General features: G+C 38.3%; 15 protein-coding genes. 1 reads left to right on the top strand and 14 read right to left on the bottom strand.

The annotated features are described in order from the left end of the window. Positions 1-34 precede the first annotated feature (34 nt). The 9 genes from ACM40_RS00160 to ACM40_RS00120 form a co-directional block, all read right to left on the bottom strand. Positions 35-292: a phosphopantetheine-binding protein gene (locus ACM40_RS00160; RefSeq protein WP_048500866.1), complete on the bottom strand. Its 258-nt coding sequence runs from the start codon at positions 290-292 to the stop codon at positions 35-37. Positions 293-352: 60 nt separating this feature from the next. Then, positions 353-913: a hypothetical protein gene (locus ACM40_RS00155; protein WP_048500865.1), complete on the bottom strand. Its 561-nt coding sequence runs from the start codon at positions 911-913 to the stop codon at positions 353-355. A 2-nt stretch (positions 914-915) separates the two neighbouring features. Beyond that, entirely contained in the window at positions 916-1,482 is a 567-nt protein-coding gene (locus tag ACM40_RS00150) for a 3-oxoacyl-ACP synthase (RefSeq protein ID WP_048501663.1), read from the bottom strand. Between the two features lie 10 nt (positions 1,483-1,492). Continuing rightward, positions 1,493-2,626 carry a beta-ketoacyl synthase N-terminal-like domain-containing protein gene (locus ACM40_RS00145; protein WP_048500864.1) on the bottom strand — a complete coding sequence of 378 codons (1,134 nt, stop codon included), beginning with the start codon at positions 2,624-2,626 and terminating at the stop codon, positions 1,493-1,495. Then, on the bottom strand, positions 2,626-3,051 hold the full coding sequence (locus ACM40_RS00140) for an acyl-CoA thioesterase (RefSeq protein ID WP_048500863.1): 426 nt from the start codon (positions 3,049-3,051) through the stop codon (positions 2,626-2,628). Before ACM40_RS00140 ends, ACM40_RS00145 begins: the two co-directional genes overlap by 1 nt. After that, positions 3,041-4,309 (bottom strand): ABC transporter permease, encoded by a 1,269-nt coding sequence (locus ACM40_RS00135; protein WP_048500862.1) that lies wholly within the window; start codon positions 4,307-4,309, stop codon positions 3,041-3,043. The genes ACM40_RS00140 and ACM40_RS00135 overlap by 11 nt, the downstream gene beginning before the upstream one ends. Then, positions 4,296-5,054, bottom strand: a complete 759-nt coding sequence (locus tag ACM40_RS00130) for an ABC transporter ATP-binding protein (protein ID WP_048500861.1) — start codon at positions 5,052-5,054, stop codon at positions 4,296-4,298. Before ACM40_RS00130 ends, ACM40_RS00135 begins: the two co-directional genes overlap by 14 nt. A gap of 1 nt (position 5,055) precedes the next feature. Further along, the gene (locus ACM40_RS00125) at positions 5,056-6,051 is read right to left on the bottom strand and encodes a BtrH N-terminal domain-containing protein (protein WP_048500860.1); all 996 of its coding nucleotides are present in this window, start codon (positions 6,049-6,051) and stop codon (positions 5,056-5,058) included. A gap of 64 nt (positions 6,052-6,115) precedes the next feature. Next, a complete protein-coding gene (locus ACM40_RS00120; RefSeq protein ID WP_048500859.1) occupies positions 6,116-6,520 on the bottom strand; it encodes a hypothetical protein in 405 nt (134 codons plus the stop codon). A 246-nt stretch (positions 6,521-6,766) separates the two neighbouring features. On the opposite strand from ACM40_RS00120, the gene ACM40_RS00115 reads away from it, so the two are divergent. After that, positions 6,767-9,679 carry a M16 family metallopeptidase gene (locus ACM40_RS00115; protein ID WP_048500858.1) on the top strand — a complete coding sequence of 971 codons (2,913 nt, stop codon included), beginning with the start codon at positions 6,767-6,769 and terminating at the stop codon, positions 9,677-9,679. Positions 9,680-9,985: 306 nt separating this feature from the next. Here ACM40_RS00115 and ACM40_RS00110 read toward each other — a convergent pair whose 3' ends face one another. Genes ACM40_RS00110 through ACM40_RS00090 form a run of 5 tightly spaced genes read right to left on the bottom strand, consistent with a single transcriptional unit; the run spans position 9,986 to position 16,620 of the window. Continuing rightward, the gene (locus tag ACM40_RS00110; protein WP_048500857.1) at positions 9,986-10,429 is read right to left on the bottom strand and encodes an ABC transporter permease; all 444 of its coding nucleotides are present in this window, start codon (positions 10,427-10,429) and stop codon (positions 9,986-9,988) included. Between the two features lie 7 nt (positions 10,430-10,436). After that, entirely contained in the window at positions 10,437-10,868 is a 432-nt protein-coding gene (locus ACM40_RS00105; protein ID WP_048500856.1) for a hypothetical protein, read from the bottom strand. Then, positions 10,868-12,007, bottom strand: a complete 1,140-nt coding sequence (locus ACM40_RS00100) for a beta-ketoacyl-ACP synthase III (protein WP_048500855.1) — start codon at positions 12,005-12,007, stop codon at positions 10,868-10,870. The genes ACM40_RS00105 and ACM40_RS00100 overlap by 1 nt, the downstream gene beginning before the upstream one ends. Before the next feature lies 1 nt (position 12,008). After that, positions 12,009-12,923, bottom strand: a complete 915-nt coding sequence (locus tag ACM40_RS00095) for a hypothetical protein (protein WP_048500854.1) — start codon at positions 12,921-12,923, stop codon at positions 12,009-12,011. Between the two features lie 43 nt (positions 12,924-12,966). Beyond that, positions 12,967-16,620 carry an MMPL family transporter gene (locus ACM40_RS00090; protein ID WP_048500853.1) on the bottom strand — a complete coding sequence of 1,218 codons (3,654 nt, stop codon included), beginning with the start codon at positions 16,618-16,620 and terminating at the stop codon, positions 12,967-12,969. Positions 16,621-16,703: the final 83 nt, after the last annotated feature.

Raw genomic sequence — 16,703 nt, 5'->3', positions numbered from 1 at the left:
GTACATTGATACACTGTTAAATGGGTACATTAATTTATTTCGTTCTGTTTTCTTCAATGAACGCAGCCATTGTATCGATAGACTGGAAAATTTCCTTTCCTTTCTTCGGATCAGCTAATTTTATTCCATAGTCTTTATCAAGAAGGACAATTAGTTCCAGAGCGTCGATAGAATCAAGGCCAAGACCTCCGCCGAATAACGCATCTGTATCTTTGATCTCTTCTACAGAAACGTCTTCAAGGTTAAGGACTTCAATAATTTTGTGCTTCAATTCTGTTTTTAAATTTTCCATAAATAATTTTAATAATAGTTACCACAGAATAATTACTCATTCTTCTAAATTCAAGAGATATTATCTTGACATTGGGGGAGGAGGTAATGTCTTTTGTGGTAGATAATTGTCAATTTGATTTTGTTTTAAAATATCTTTTTCTAGTTTGTCGAAATTGATATTAAATTTCGAAGTTTCAGCAGTATTTTGCTGTGAATATATCTTATCCTTCAGTGAATTTAATATTTTCAAAAATTCAGAATTCATAAAAGGTAAAATAAAACAAATTTCTTTTTTCTTTCCATTTTTTTGAAATGAAATATAATCTCTGCTCCCTGCATAACCGTGATTAGCATCTAATTGTTTTTTTGCAACAAAAGACTCGAGATTTTCTTTATCTAAACCGTTTATCAATTTAATTTCTGTTTCAGATAATTGATATGAATAATATTTTTTTTCTTTATATCCGTCAATATAAACATTAAGTTTTCCATTTCTATCTATAGTAGAATATGAATTAAATTCAACTCTATTGGATGAATTAATATCATAACTCACTAATTGGAAATTCTCAAGTTTAAACTTCTGAGCAAAACTTGTAAAACTTAATAAAAATGTTAATAATAAAAAAATATTCTTCATACTTAATGATAAACTTTAATGTTAGTTTTTTGGTTATTTAGCAAATATACAAAAGCTTTATAATTATCCTGATAAAGTTCGGTCCAGCCGCAGAGAACTTTTTCTGCTTTTCCGGACAGCAGGATCTGCTCTGCATAATCGTTTAAAAAATTTTCGTCAAATTCATCCAATACGAAAAAAGCATTTTCCGTCTGCATTTTGTGTTTAATGCTGATCTCGCCAACACATATGTTAGGTAAGGTATAGACAAATACGGCCGGACTCGGGAAATAATTTTCCTGAGAATTGATGCTTTCCTGGTATTTAAAATCCGTATCAAGGCTTGATGATCTGTTGGCAAAAACCACTGCTGTTCTGCTGTGATCTTCATCCTTGAGAATCATTTCTGCAGCCAGAAAAGCCAGTTTGCTCAGGTTATCCATCTTGTGGAATTTCGGATAACTGAGTTCTAAACTTTTATATGCTTCTTTGGCAAAATCATGAAATGTTCCGCTCTGGCTTTCAAAAATAAGGGTATCGTTGAGGGTTATTTTTGAATGTTCTATGGTGCAGCTGTCTGTTTTCTTCATCACTTTCATTTTAACATTTTTCCATCACAACCGCCGCATTACAGCCTCCAAAGCCAGAAGCTGTTTTTAAAATATACCGAACTCTTGCAGGCTGATTTTCTTTAATGATATTCAACGGCTGGGAAATACCTTCCTCATCAAAATTTTTGGAAGGGATAAGAACTTCGTGACGGGCACTTTCCATGGATATGATTGTTTCCAGAAGTCCGGAAGCACCCAGGCAATGGCCGTAATATCCTTTCATGCTGTTTAGCGGAACATGCTGAAGCTCCATTCTGTTGAAAGCAATGGCTTCCATTTCGTCGTTATATAAGGTAGCGGTTCCGTGGGCAGAAATAAAATCAACTTGTTCCTTGGTGATGTTGGCTTCTGTCATGGCGTTTCTGATGCTGGCATACAGTCCGTCTCCTGTTCTGGAAGGGCCGGAAATATGATTGGCATCATTCACTGCAGAATCTCCCAGTATTTTAAACCTGAACTTTTCGTTTTCATCCAAAACGGAAGTGATATATGCTGCTGCTGTAGCTTCACCGATATTGATTCCGTTTCTGTTTTTGTCATACGGTTTGCAAGGTCCTGTGCCAATGGCCTGGAAAGAATTGAACCCCGAAATAACAAACTCGGAAACTTCATCGCCCGCAATGACGAAGGCATCTTTATATTTTCCTGCAAGAATCATATTTTTAGCAACAGCAATGGCCATTACTCCTGAAACACAGGCATTGGAAACCACGATGGGTTTTGTTTTAAACCCGAAATAATCCGCAATTTTCTGGGCTAAATTGGAAAGGTAAGCGCCTTCCGGTAATTCAGTCTGGTTTTTTAATAAACTGATGTTTCCTTTGGTTGTGGATAATATAAAGGCGGTTTCTTCTGTAATGGAATGCTTTTCAACAAGAGGTTTTAAGCTTAGAAGAAACATTTTCTCCAGCCTGGTAAAACCTTGGCTGTCGAATTTATTGTTGAACTCTTCATTAAGTTTTTCAGTATCAATGATTGAAGCATAAAACGTTTCCTGGTTTTCAATCACTTTATGCAGGGCTACTCCTGAATTTCCCTTCACCAGATTATTCCAGTTAGAAGAAACATCAAATCCTAAAGGCGTGATGCAGTTGTAGTCTGTAATGTAAATTTCCTTCTTCATTATAATCCCATTTTATCTTTCCATGCCTGAAAAAAATCAGGGTTATAAAGGCATAAATTTCCGCTGCTGTCTAAGAATACCTGGACGGTTTCTCCACTGCAAACCAGCTGGTTATCCTGATTGAACAATTCGTAAGTATAGATCAGTTTGGCAGATACGGAATTCACAAAAGTGGTAACGATCCTGAATGTTTCCCCATATTTTAAAGGAAGAAAATGTTCGCAGGTACTCTTTACGATAGGCGTTACATATCCGGCATTCTGAATGTCAAGGTAAGTAAGGCCATGCTGTCTCCCGAAGGCTTCTCTTCCGTCTTCAAAATAGACAATATAATGACCGTGCCAGACAATTCCCAGCGGATCTGTTTCATTGAATCTTACCCTTACTTCTTCGGTACAGGTTAATATGTTTTCTTTAGACTGCATTTTGTTTTCTTTCGTAAAAAATAGAAATAGCTACCATGGCAATATAGAATGCAAACAGTAAGGCAAGTTCTTTGGCAATTCCTGCAATTCCGCTGCTTCTCAAAATAATATCGTAATAGGCATTCAGTCCCCAGTTCATAGGAGAAAATTTGGCTATGGTTTGCATGAATTCGGGCATTAAGAATACAGGAACCCATATTCCTCCGATAGCGGCCAAAACGACCACAGAAGTTGCGCCAAAAGGGGCAGACTGTTCCTGCGTATCGGCAATAGTTCCCAATAAAACGCCAAACCCAATGGCTGCAAGACCGGAAAATAAGGTCACCACAAGAAGCTGGAACATTTTCCCTGAAACATCGAATGCCGGAAGGTCCATATACGGGAAAAGATAAATTCCTACAGCTACCATCAGTAAAAACTGAATGATACAGATGATCAGGTAAGTGAATGTTTTTCCTAAAATATGAACGAAATAAGGGGTTGGACTGATTCTCGCCCTTACACTGGTGCCCTGGCTTTTTTCTTTAACTAAATTGATAGACAAAGGAACCACAATAAAAAATATCGCAAAAAGGGTCCATGCGGGAACGTTATGCTGAACGGAATTCGGCATTACTTCCATGGCTCCTTTTTTAGGGGTAATCTCTTTGAAACTGATGAGGTTTTTGTTCTCTTCAAGGTTTTCTTCGGTCCCCAGCTGTTCCTGGAATGCTTTGTAGATCTTTTTGTTTTCGATCTCAAAGACCATTTTGTTTACGGAATTCATGACTGAATTTTTGAATCCTGCATTGGTCGCCGGATCAAAATACAGGTGAATTTCCTTTGCTTTCGGAGCTGTTTTTTTAACCTTTGCAGAATCACCCTCAAGACCAAACGAACTTACAATCGCCTGAACTTTAGAATCAATGTTGGCATTCAGGTCTTTCGTTAAATTATCAGGAATAACGATAGCCATCTGGTAATCTCCTGAAAATACTGCATCCTGTGCTGACTTTTCATTATAATTGGTCAGCAGCTGGAAGGTTTTGCTGGCTTCCAGTTCGTGTTTTATGTTTTTTGAGACCTCAGACTTGTCATTATCAATAAAAATGATCGGGATTTTTGAGCCTTCAAGGTTTTTAAAGGTGGAATCCTGAATCAAAGTAATGGTTACAATTAAAAGTAACGGCATGACGAAAATAATCACTATTCCCCCTATATCCCTCTTCAGAAGAAGGATTTCTTTCACGAAGCTTCTCCAAAGTTTATACAACAACATCTCTTAATTCTTTTCCTGTTAATGATATGAAAACATCTTCCAAATTTTCGGCACTTGCCACTCTGTTCACCAGTTCTTCAGGTGTTCCTACCGCATGAATTTTGCCTCGGTCGATAATAGCAATCTTTGTACAAAACTCTTCCGCCTCAGAAAGGTGATGGGAGGTGTAAATAATACATGTCCCGTTTTTATTCAGTTCCTGTAAGAAATCGATAATAACTTTTTTGGACTGAACATCCACACCAACAGTCGGTTCATCCAAAAACAGAACTTTTGGATTGTGAAGGGTTCCTGCAATAAGGTTACAGCGGCGTTTCATCCCTCCGGAGAACTGGCCCACCTGTTTATCTGCAAATTTTGATAACCCCATGATTTCCAGGGATTCATCAATGGTTTTTTTTAATTTTTTGTGGCTTAAACCGTATAAACTTCCGAAAAACATTAAATTTTCCCTGGCTGTTAAAGTGGGATATAATGCATATTCCTGCGGAACAATTCCAATGATCTGTCTTAATTTGAAACCATCTTTATGAGGAGATAATCCATTGATTTTGAATTGTCCTGAAGTTGGTTTGATCAATCCGGAAAGCATAGAAATCAGAGTGGTTTTTCCCGCTCCGTTCGGTCCAAGAATTCCGTAGATCTCATTTTTTTCAATATTCAATGAAATGTCGTTGACGGAGAATTCTTCGGCATTCTTATACTTTTTATAAAGATTTTTAATCTCAATCATATTTTCTGCCATATCAGATCGCTTTTCTCAGTTTTTTGTAGAAAGCTTCTTCCAGATCAGCAATATGAAGCATGGATTTGGAAAGGTTGTTGTAGATATCGCTTTTTGAGTTCCTGTTTTTGTAAACACGGGCAATATCCACGGCAAAGTCTCTCCAAAGGTCGCCAATGGCTGTAATCTCTTTCGAAAGCTCTTTTAATTCATCATTTTTAAGAATAACTGCCGCTTCCTGAAGAAATGCACCGTAAATGAACCTGAAACCTCCACCGCCGGTACCAATTTCTTCCTGCATTCTGATCAACTGTCCAAGGTAGTGGTTGGTAACCTTAGTTCCTTTCTTTTCAGCCCATTTCGGGATGCTTTTTGCTACCCACCGCATGGCTTTTACCCCAATTAGAGGAACGGGAGCCAGCATATTTTTGCAGGTGTCTTTAATTCCTTTCCTGATAGCTTCCTCCAGATTGACGTGTTCCGGAATATAAGTAGGATAGTACATATGTCCTTTTGGTGGCAGTGCGCCTTTGGCATATCTTACTTTTTCCAGTTCGGCTTCCGTAAGGGTAGTGGTGTAATCCATCACCGGGTCGCTGATCAGGAATTTTCCGTCTTCCTTTCCGTATACCACAAGATTGTGGGCATTGAAATGGAATTTATATTCTTCAGGAAAATAAGTAAGGTTAAAAACTCCCACCTGAAGTCCTGTAGGAATGTTTTGGGTTAAGTTTCTTTCCAAAGCAGATTGTGCATCTTTAGGATTGGAAAACTTTTCTCTTTTGATTTTTATTCCCAATCTTTTGGCTGCTTTGCTGAAAATAGCGCCCGGCATCGGTCTGTAACTGAAGCCCGGTGCGAAATTCACTTTCAAAAATGGCAGATAGACAAAAAACAGTCCGGAACCGATCCCGAAGATCATGGGTTCACTGAGCTTTAAGCCTTTATTGAGTAACAGATTGGAGGCAACACCGTTTTCGCAATGTGCGGTCTGATGGTGTTCGAAGTTAAGTTTCATTTGCTGCTTTTATCTTTATCATTGACGGAATGAACCTGTGCATAATGTATGCCGTGTTTCAGCACTATTTCCCGTCGAAGTTCTTTAATTCATCCACTGAAATTCCGAAAGCATCGGCATATTTTTTCAGTACGGATTGGCTTAGTGTCTTAAATATTTTGGGCTTTGCATGTCTTTTTACACGCCATTGCCACATACCTACATAGGCTGCAAGAACCTGCAGATCCATTTTATTCAGTTCCATAAAATAAATAATAGGACTCACTACATTATTGGCAACATTCTGTCTGGCTTCTTCAATCCTTTCATGGATAAGCTCCATAGATTCGTCAAGGGCTGCTTTTTTAGCATCCCAGCCTATGCTGTTGGCGGTTGTATAATTATCATTCTCATCGGTCACATACAAGACTTCGGTCATGTTTGCCGATTTCAGATTGCTTTCGTCCTGAGGCAGGTCTTGTTTTTTCATGTAAACTGCATTATTTTTTTAATTTCAGATGAAAAATACTTCACCTTTTTGATTCTTTTTAATCGGTTGGCTAAAATAGTGAAAATACATTATATGTAAATCATATTAATTATAATGCCAAAAAACAGGTCTTTTACAGGTTAATTCAAATATTAATCCAAAAAATTATAATCTTGATTTGCTGTAACAAGTATATAGGAAATACAGACTTATTGGATTCTAGAAATTTGAATTAAATAATAACTTATGAAGAAATTTTTTATTTCCGTTTCACTTTTCTGTATGCTGAACGCAATGGCACAGAAATTTGAAACCCAAAAGATGACCGATAGCCAGGGATATACTTATGAAACGGTTAAGAATGACCAGTCCGGTGTTAGAGTATATACTTTGAAAAACGGACTGAAGGTTTATCTGGCGAAGAATGATGATGCACCGAGAATTCAGACTTATATTCCGGTAAGAACGGGATCCAATAATGACCCAAGCGACAATACCGGCTTAGCTCACTATCTGGAGCATATGGTTTTTAAAGGTACTTCACATCTTGGAACACAAGATTGGGCAAAGGAAAAGGTACTTCTGCAGCAGATTTCCGACCTTTATGAACAGCATAAAGCAGAAAAAGATCCGGAAAAGAAAAAAGCTCTTTATAAAAAGATCGATGAGGTTTCGCAGGAAGCTTCCAAATATGCCATCGCGAATGAGTATGACAAGGCAATTTCTTCATTGGGAGCTACAGGAACGAATGCCCACACATGGCTTGATGAAACCGTATATAAAAACAACATCCCATCCAACGAGCTTGAAAAATGGCTGAAAGTGGAGAAAGAACGTTTTTCCGAGCTGGTATTGCGTCTTTTCCATACGGAGCTGGAAGCAGTTTACGAAGAATACAACAGAGCTCAGGATAATGACGGCCGTCTTGTGAATTATGCTATGATGGAAGCCCTTTTCCCGAAACATCCCAACGGACAGCAGACAACTATAGGTACTTCGGAACACCTGAAAAGCCCTTCCATGGTTGCTATCCGTAAATATTTTGATACCTATTACGTGCCGAATAATATGGCTGTTGTCCTGGTAGGGGATCTTGATTTTGATAAAACAATCAAGCTTGTTGACCAGTATTTCGGTTCTTTTAAATATAAGGAGCTTCCTATGAAAAAAATGGTGAGCGAAGAACCTATGACAAATATCGTTGCAAGAACGGTAAAAAGTCCAAGCACACCAAGAATGACCCTGGCCTGGAGAACGGATTCCAATGGAAGCCAGAATGCAAGACTGGCAGATATGGTTGGAGAAATCTTAAGCAACAGGGGAGATGCGGGTCTTATTGACCTTAATATGAACCAGACCCAAAAAGTATTGGGAGCAGGAGCTTATGAGTCTGCTTTTAAAGCTTATGGTGCTTTTACCATGTCTGTGACGCCTAAAGAGGGACAATCTTTTGATGAGGCTAAAAAACTCTTACTTGATCAGTTGGATTTGGTGAAAAAAGGGCAGTTCCCTGACTGGATGCTGAAAGCCATCGTTAATGACAAGAAAGTACAGCGTATGAAGGCCTGGGAAACTGCAGACGGACTTGCCACAACACTGTATGACACGTATATTAATGAAAAAACATGGCAGGATGAACTGGATGACATCAACCAGTATGAAAAAATCACAAAAGCAGATGTTGTAAAGTTTGCGAATGATTTCTTTAAAGACAACTATGTAGTGGTTTACAAAGAAAAAGGAGTGAATGATAAACTGGTTCGTGTACAGAACCCCGGAATTACTCCTATCAAGCTTAACAGAGAAGCACAGTCTCCTTTCCTTAAAGATATTTTAAACAATAAAGTAGCTGAGACGAAACCTGAATTCATTGATTATAAGACTGCGATCCAGACTTCACAGATCAAAGATAAGAAGATAAGTTTTGTTAAGAACAAATACAATGATGTAGCACAGATCAGCTATATTTTCCCTTTCGGAACAGATAATGATAAGGAACTTCCGATTGCAGTAACCCTTTTCGAATATCTTGGAACGGATAAGTATACGCCTGAGCAGCTGAAAGGCGAATTCTATAAACTGGGAATCACCTACAGCTTCAGAACTTCCAACGATCAGGTAATTATTACACTAAGCGGCCTTGAAGCAAACATGAAGAAAGGGGCCGAACTGATGAATCACTGGCTGACCAATGTAAAAGCAGATAAAGAAATTTACGCAAAAACCGTAAAAACAATACTGGAAGCAAGAGCAGCCGGTAAAAAGGATAAAACAAGAATTATGGCTGCACTTTCGAATTATGCCAAATATGGTAAAAATTCCAGAATGACGGATATCGTTTCCAAAGAACGTCTTGAGAGCATTGATGCAACAGAGCTGATGAAAAAAGTCAAAGTACTGAACCAGTCTCCATATGAAGTGTTGCTTTACGGTCAGGACCAGTCAGGTTTGGAAAAAGCCGTTAAGCCATATATCACAGAGACCACTGTTCAGCCTGCGAAAGCTAAGGACTATCCGGAGCCTGCCGCAGAAGGAAAAGTATATTTCACGAACTACGATATGGTTCAGATGGAAATGGCTAAAGTAGCCAAAGGAAGCGAGGTGAACCTAAGTAACTTTGGAAAAGCCAATGTTTTCAACGAATATTTCGGAAGAGGTTTGTCGTCCATCGTATTTCAGGAGATCAGAGAAAGTAAGTCGCTGGCTTATACAGCTTATGTTTCTTACGCCAATGCAACAGAAAAAGGACATGCCAACTATATTACCAATTATATAGGAACACAGGCGAATAAACTTCCTTTAGCAGTAAATGCAATGAATGATCTTATGGTTTCATTGCCTCAGGTTCCTGCGCAGTTCGAGAATTCAAAGGGTTCTGCACTGAAGCAGATTGCCTCCAACAGGATCAACAGAACAAATATTTTCTTCAATCAGCTGGCACTGAAAAAGCTGGGGGTTGATTACGATATCAGAAAAGATATTTATGCAGAAATCCAGGGTCTTACATTACCTCAGCTTACCAATTTCTACGATACTGAAGTTAAGCCGGTAAAATACAATACAGCCATCATCGGTAAAAAAGAAAACCTGGATATGGAATCTATTAATAAAATGGGAACATTCCAGGAGGTATCTCTTGAAGAGATCTTCGGATACTAATCTTTTAGAATAGCAATTTTTTAAGCGGGGCAGAAATGTCCCGCTTTTTTATTTTACATTGATTGCATTTGGAAGTTAACCACAAATACCACAAATGTTTTTCCACAAATAATCACAATCCATTCAAATATCCATTAATAGGAAGGGCTTTAGCCCGTTTGCTTAATATTATCAAAATTCCAATCCGGTTTTAGCCAAAACCTAATTTTACAACGCAATCATTCGTGAAGATTTGTGTCATCCATGGCTAAAAACAAAAAACCGCACAAATTGTACGGCTATATACTTAAATCAAATTAATGATTTCTAAGATTTCACTTCCTGAATAAACAGATTAATCTCTCCTCTGATCAGTATATCATCATTATAAAATGTCTCGCAAAAAATATGACAGATATTTTCGTACTGGGAAATCAGTGAAGCTTTTGAAATGATCTTGTTTCCAATTTTAGGAAGAGCAAATACTTCAATTTTTTTAATGTTGGTGATGAAGCCTATCACTTTGGTATCTGCTTCAGGATTTTCAAAGAAACTCTGCCCCAGGATGGATGAGCAGGTCTGGGCAAGATTTTCAATCAGGCCGGCTTCTGCGAATTCACCATTGTGGACAAAAATATTGTCTTCTTTGATCTCAAAGGAAGTCACAACTTTTTCTTTGGTCAGTTCTAGGATATAATCTGCCATCAGCATCGGTTCGCGGTGCGGCAGAAAGTTGTGTATATTAATGATATTCTCTTCCTTGATTTCCATTTACAGTTTATTTTACGGCAGTTTTCATCTGAGATTTTGCAATGATCACACCATTTAATTTCGTGATAATATCTACCAGGGTTACTCCCATTATTTCATTGAGGATCGTTACTTCCGATACCAAACGGTCTCCTGTTCTGGGTAAAGTTTCCGCTTCAAAAGATTTAATGGCACCAATATATCCTGTAGGGGCATCTTTTCCCAGCAGGTAATATTTATAGCCTGTGTGTAAAGCAACGCTCTGTGCCTGATGCTCAATAAGGCCTGATGCCTGAAATACACCCTCCTGAATGAAAATATTGTTTTCCTTGATTTCAAACCCTGATACAAGATGTTCATCAGAATATTCCGTAAGCTCATGAACCATGACAAATGGAAAACGCTGCGGAATGAGACTTTCCACAAATTTCTGATCAGAAGTTGGCAGTCTGTTTTCCATTAGCAAACCGTTAACAGGGCACACGAGTAGGCAAATCTTCCGCTTTCAGGCACACAAAGCAGTACTTTTTCTCCTTTTTTCAACGTTCCGGAATTCATTAATTCTTCCAGTGCGATGAAAATAGAACCGGCACCGATGTTTCCTACTTCAGAAAGGTTATAGAACCATTTCTCGGAAGGGAAATCCATACCTTTTTTGGCAAACTCTTCTCTTAAGCCGTCTTTAAAGTAACCTGAGGAAATGTGGGCCAGAACATGATCTATTTTCGCCGGGTCCAGATTATGTTTGTCAAAAGAAGATCTCAAGCTTTCTGCTCCTTTTACAAGGATATATTTGTCAAGGATCTTTGTATCCTGTTTGATCGCAAAAATAGACTCTTTCAGCCATTCGTCAGATGGGTAGTCTGCCCATGATTTCAGGCTTCCGTCTTCCTGCTTGTCGCATCCGGCATACATACAGGCTTCAATTTCGTGGGCGTAAGAATAAAAATCGATGAATTCTATCTTTAGAGAAATCTGATTTTCTCTTGGCTTATTTTCTAAAAGGAAGGCACCTGCACCGTCAGAAAGCATCCATCTTAAGAATTCTCTCTTGAAAGCAATGATAGGTCTTTCTTCCAGTAATTTTAAGTTTTCAGCTTCGTGGTTGAATTTATCTGCAGTCATCCATGCAGACATTCTCTCGGAGCCTACGCAAACGGCATTTTCCTGTACGCCTGCCTTTACGGAAAGGAATCCATAGTTCAATGCGTTCATTCCCGAGTTACATAAACCGGTAGCGGTATTAATTTCAATAGATTTTCCGATATTCAGCTCACCATGAACCATAGAAGCATGTGAAGGCTGCATCTGATCCGGAGAAGTAGTTCCCACGGACAATAGCTTCATATCTTCCTTTTTGAAGTTTTCATCGAATAATCCTTCTACAGCTTTTGCTGTCAGCTGTGCATTGGTATGGGTAGGATTTCCTTCTTTGTCCAAAGCATAATATCTTGTGGTGATCTTGTTATTTCTTAAAATCAGTGATTTTGCTTTAGAAGGAACACCGTTGATCAGACCAAGATAAGTTTCCATTTCATCATTTGATACCGGGCTGTTGGGTAAATATGTTGATGCTTTTGTTATAAATACGTCGTACATTCTATTTTAAATTAATTCCTTGTAAATATGTTTTTTGTTTTTGTCTTTTAAACCAAAATATAGGGGTTGTCAGTAAGTGTAAAACTAAGACGACAGGTGAAATAATCCATATCGCAGCCATCAAATATACCTTAAAGAATTTTATCAGCAATGGGCGTTTCTCTTTTTTCTTAATAATGAGGTTGGACCATACGGTGAAGATCTTATTACCTACTTTTTCCACCCTTACTAAAAAAGGACGGATCTCTACAGCGCCATTCTTTACCAGATCAGGCTGGAGACCGGAGAGGTTCCCGCTGCTGAAATGTTTTTCTATAATATTCCCATACTTTACAGAACCTGCAATTTCTTCATCGGAGATTCCGGCGGCCGGCAGAATGCCTGACTTCTCTTTCTGTCCGGTGGTCAGCCAGCGTAAGATGGTCAGAACACTTGTATAATTGTCATGCCTGTCTACCAAGGCAATATTCCCTACCAATTTTGCGCCAAGATTTTTCAAATATACCTTTAGCTTCTCCTGAGAAAGCATCCACATGTTGCGGGTGCCTGAAATGGTAACCACATCCGTATCTTTCATGATCTTTTCCGCAAAACCGCTTTTCAGGAAAGAAATGATAGGAATGGATGGGGTAAGGTACCATACCTGGTATCCGAATAGGATGAGGTCGTACTTTTTGTTCAGGATCTCGTCGGAAGGCGGAAAGATCTCTTTAGGGATCTGAAGATAAGATTCAGGGAAGGTGTTGAAGAAAACATCTCCCGGCCATGGGAAGGGGAAGTCTTCTTTCAGTTTGATATTATAATAGGTAACATCGTATTCTTCCTTTCTGGCTTCGAAAGGCTGGGCTACATTCTTCACAATATCCTCCAGCTGGCCGGTTTGCGAATAGTAAATGATCAGTATATTTTTTTTCATTAATATTCTTTAGCGGTTACAAAAATATGCTTTTCATATTTATTTAGTGTTTTTTGAAAATTTTTATTGCTTCTGAACTGAATTCCTGCAGATAATCTGAATTTTTCAGGTCATAATGTGGTATGTTCAGCAGGATGATGGTCCCGGGAAGCTCCTTCAGTGTACTGATATCAAATTCCTGATCCGAAATCAGAAGAATGTCAATCTTTTTATCGATTTCCGGGATGCTGCTAATATATTTCAGTTTTCTTTTTTTTACCAAATAGGTTTGTTTGGCTGTTGCTCTTCTTTCTTCATCTTTAATGAAAGAAAAAATTCTTCTTTCCGCCTGGTAAAGGGTGAGCAGGATATCCTTCTGTCCGAAATCATCTGCCATGTGCAGAATCGATGCGTTTTTCGGAATATGTTTGTTCAGTTCAAAATAGACGGATTTGTTGGCATTAAAATCATCTTTGACTTCTTTTACCACTTCACTGTCTTTGTAGAGGTAGCTTAAAAATAATTTTTTTCTGAAATAATTCTCGTCTTCCAGTTCATTTCGCAGTTCTGCAAACTGATTCCTGAAATAGGCATTGATCTTTTTTGTCCTTTCAGAATAGTTCTTTCCAAAGCTGGCATTATCTTTACTGATCCTTTCGCCTACTTTTACGATAATGCTTCCGTCATAAATAATGAAGTCTCCTTTGGGCAGTACTTCGGAATTTCCGTGGATGTACAGCGGAAGAATATCCAATCCGAACTGTTCTGCAAGATAAAATGCTCCTTTATGGAATCTTTTCACATCGTTGGTATAAGAACGTTCCGCTTCAGGAAAAACAACCAATGAATAGCCCTGGTCAATTTTTTCTTTCAGCTGTCCCATCCCATTCTCTATTCCCTGAGAAACCGGAAAAAAGCCAAGCGCCCTTACCAGTCTTCCGAAAACCGGGGATTCGTAAACCCAGTCGTTCACCAGGTAAATAATTTTATGAGTGGCCATAGCAATGGCAAGCGTGTCAAGAAAAGAAGTATGGTTGGCAATGATGACAGCAGGTCTGCTGAAATCTTCCGCCGGATTTTTTATCACTCTTTTCTTTACAAATGGGTTGGTGTACAGTACTGATGTTAAAAATTTAGCTAAAATCAATTTAATAATATCTAATGTTCTTCCTTTTGACCTTTTGACAAACATACTTCCGACCAATGAAAAGACAAATCCTCCCAATCCATAATAAAAGAAGGATATGACGGATCTTAAAAATAATCCGAAGGTGATCGGGGAAAGTCCTTTTTTTGCCCTGTTTGTAATCAGTAACCTAAACCAGAACGGATAAAGCGTTGAGGTGATAATAATTACAGAGAACATCCCGATTAAGGCAACCAATGCAAGTGAATGCAATGCCGGATGTTTGGCAAAGATCAAAGAGCCGATCGACAAAACAGTAGTGAAAACGGCCAGAATAATAGAAGTTCTGTAGGTTGGAAGCTCGTTTTTTCCTGTTGTGTGCTCCTTCTGCATAGCTTTTGTAAGGAAAATACTGAAATCGTCTCCCACACCGAAAACCAGCGTACAGACTACGGTACTGAAAATATTTAATTCTAATCCCAGGAAATAAAGAATACCGGCCGTAACGATTCCTGTCAGTACAATAGGAAACATGGTGAGAACGGTAAGCTCAAAATTTCTGAAGAAAACGATGATAGTAAGGATGATGGCGAGAAGAGAATAGTTAATTAACGTGCCAAAATCCCTTTTCAGCAGTCCCAGGAAGTTTTCGTTCATCTGCTGACGGTCAATGGCCAGTGCATTGTGGTTTTTTTCAACGTCTTTTATGAAAGCATCTCTTTTCTTTTCATCTACTTTTACAACATTGGAAACAGTGTAAAATCTATTCTCATTGCTCAGGAATTCAGAGATTTGCAAGGCTTTGATTTTCTCATAATCCCGAAGGCTTAATGGGGTGTAGTTTTTATTTAAAATTTCATTGAAATTATCAAAAGCACTATTATTGAATCCAAACTGGTTCCCGCTGCTTACCAGCTGTGAAACCGTACGGCTTTTTTTATCTCCATCCCAGAATTGATTCCAGGTTTTAATCCTTTGTTTCTGGTCTTTTTCTGAAAGCACAACGTTTCCAATGGAATTGTAGCTCAGGATCTTTCCTTCCTTCTTTTCCCTCTCAAGGAAACTGCTTAGCCGGGTATTTCTTGCGAGCGCCTTTTCTTCAGAATCTCCGTAGGAAATGGTGTAGATGGATTTGGACGTGATGTCGGAAAGCTTCTGAAGCTTAGCCTCACTTATCTTTAATTCTTTTGGGATATAATTCAGGTCCCCGATATCTTCATTGAATCCCACATGCCTGAAACCGAAAAGGCAGGCAATAATAATGATGGAACATCCTATGATCAGCGGTTTGTTTTTCTCATAAGGATAAGAACCGATCCTGTCTATAAAATTAGCATTTTGTTTGTCCTCTTTCTCTTTGGGATGATAAAGCTGGGGAACGATAATCAGTGCAGTAATGGAGGATAATATAACAGTAATAGCTGCAAAAAGACCTAGATCTTTCAAGGCCTCGGAGCGTACAAATACCAGGCATAAAAAGGAAACGGCCGTAGTGGCGCTGCTCAGTACAATGGGCTGGGTGATTTCTTTGTAAAGCTCTTCAATATTATTGTTGTGCTTGTAATGGGTGAGAATATGAAGGGCATAATCTATCGTAATCCCGATAAGTATGGCTCCCACACTCAATGAAATAGCTGAAATTTTATCTTTTATAAAATAAAGGATCAGCAGGGCAAGCAATACAGAAAATGCGGTCGGAAGAAATACAATAATCGGAGTAAAGAAATTCCTGAAATAATACATCAGCAGAATCAGCAGCACTGCCATGGAGATCATGACCGTATTCTGGATGTCTTTTTTGATCTGCTGTGCATTGGCTACGGCAATCACCGGGGAACCGAAATAGCTGAGTTCTGTTTTTCCCTTAAACTGTTTATTAATATCGTCCTTGATCTGGTTGAGCTGATTGACGAAGGCTTCGTTACCTTTGGTATCATTGCTTTTATTTTTAGGGTCAATGAAAAGCAAGAGGTTTTTTCCGTCTTTCGTAACTATATAATTGTCTTCGAGCTTAAAATCTTTGCTGATGTTTAAGGCATTTAATTTCTTAATTCCCAGATAAGTAATTCCCAGAGGATCTTTTTTGATAAAATCCTTGGTGACAAGGCTTGTAGGGGATACCAGGGAAACATAGTTGTTCTCTACCTGTTTGGCGATGCTGTCTTTTTGCAGTTTTCTTTCAATTTCCTTATAATCGTTTTCATCAAGAAAAAGAGGCAGATTCTGGCTTACAAAATCAAATGTTTCCGAAATTTCACTGTCGTTCACCTTTCCCTGTACGTCACCGATGTATTTTTTCAGAGGTTCAATTTTTTGCAGGAAAGTATCTGCCGTTTCAGAAAGCAAAAAACCGTCTTCCCTGGATTTGTTCTCTATAATAACTATGATTTTATCCGAAAAGTTCAGCTGTTTAAGAACTTTTGCCGTAAGATCGGATTTTTCATTTTTAGGAATAATCTGATTGATATCTTCCTCAAAATTAATTTTTGAAGCAAAAAATCCGCATATCACAGCTATTCCTAAAGCAATAATTACTGAAAGAACCCAGTTTTTAGAAATCAGATAATATAAAAATATAAAAAAACGATGCATCAGCGTATGGAATCAAGTCTGCAAATTTAATTTTTTCAGTATTAGTTCAAAATATTTCGGCTATAAGTTTTGTCTGAAAATCA

The organism is Chryseobacterium sp. BLS98 (genome assembly GCF_001045445.1).
Classification (GTDB): Bacteria; Bacteroidota; Bacteroidia; order Flavobacteriales; family Weeksellaceae; genus Chryseobacterium.
The sequence above is the reverse complement of the archived record's forward strand: the minus strand, read 5'-3'. Positions and strand labels throughout refer to the sequence as shown.

What these genes read in the sequence shown, in the direction of transcription:
- ACM40_RS00160 (WP_048500866.1), bottom strand. Translation starts at nt 292, where the DNA reads ATGGAAAATTTAAAAACAGAATTGAAGCACAAAATTATTGAAGTCCTT.
- ACM40_RS00155 (WP_048500865.1), bottom strand. Translation starts at nt 913, where the DNA reads ATGAAGAATATTTTTTTATTATTAACATTTTTATTAAGTTTTACAAGT.
- ACM40_RS00150 (WP_048501663.1), bottom strand. Translation starts at nt 1,482, where the DNA reads ATGAAGAAAACAGACAGCTGCACCATAGAACATTCAAAAATAACCCTC.
- ACM40_RS00145 (WP_048500864.1), bottom strand. Translation starts at nt 2,626, where the DNA reads ATGAAGAAGGAAATTTACATTACAGACTACAACTGCATCACGCCTTTA.
- ACM40_RS00140 (WP_048500863.1), bottom strand. Translation starts at nt 3,051, where the DNA reads ATGCAGTCTAAAGAAAACATATTAACCTGTACCGAAGAAGTAAGGGTA.
- ACM40_RS00135 (WP_048500862.1), bottom strand. Translation starts at nt 4,309, where the DNA reads ATGTTGTTGTATAAACTTTGGAGAAGCTTCGTGAAAGAAATCCTTCTT.
- ACM40_RS00130 (WP_048500861.1), bottom strand. Translation starts at nt 5,054, where the DNA reads ATGGCAGAAAATATGATTGAGATTAAAAATCTTTATAAAAAGTATAAG.
- ACM40_RS00125 (WP_048500860.1), bottom strand. Translation starts at nt 6,051, where the DNA reads ATGAAACTTAACTTCGAACACCATCAGACCGCACATTGCGAAAACGGT.
- ACM40_RS00120 (WP_048500859.1), bottom strand. Translation starts at nt 6,520, where the DNA reads ATGAAAAAACAAGACCTGCCTCAGGACGAAAGCAATCTGAAATCGGCA.
- ACM40_RS00115 (WP_048500858.1), top strand. Translation starts at nt 6,767, where the DNA reads ATGAAGAAATTTTTTATTTCCGTTTCACTTTTCTGTATGCTGAACGCA.
- ACM40_RS00110 (WP_048500857.1), bottom strand. Translation starts at nt 10,429, where the DNA reads ATGGAAATCAAGGAAGAGAATATCATTAATATACACAACTTTCTGCCG.
- ACM40_RS00105 (WP_048500856.1), bottom strand. Translation starts at nt 10,868, where the DNA reads ATGGAAAACAGACTGCCAACTTCTGATCAGAAATTTGTGGAAAGTCTC.
- ACM40_RS00100 (WP_048500855.1), bottom strand. Translation starts at nt 12,007, where the DNA reads ATGTACGACGTATTTATAACAAAAGCATCAACATATTTACCCAACAGC.
- ACM40_RS00095 (WP_048500854.1), bottom strand. Translation starts at nt 12,923, where the DNA reads ATGAAAAAAAATATACTGATCATTTACTATTCGCAAACCGGCCAGCTG.
- ACM40_RS00090 (WP_048500853.1), bottom strand. Translation starts at nt 16,620, where the DNA reads ATGCATCGTTTTTTTATATTTTTATATTATCTGATTTCTAAAAACTGG.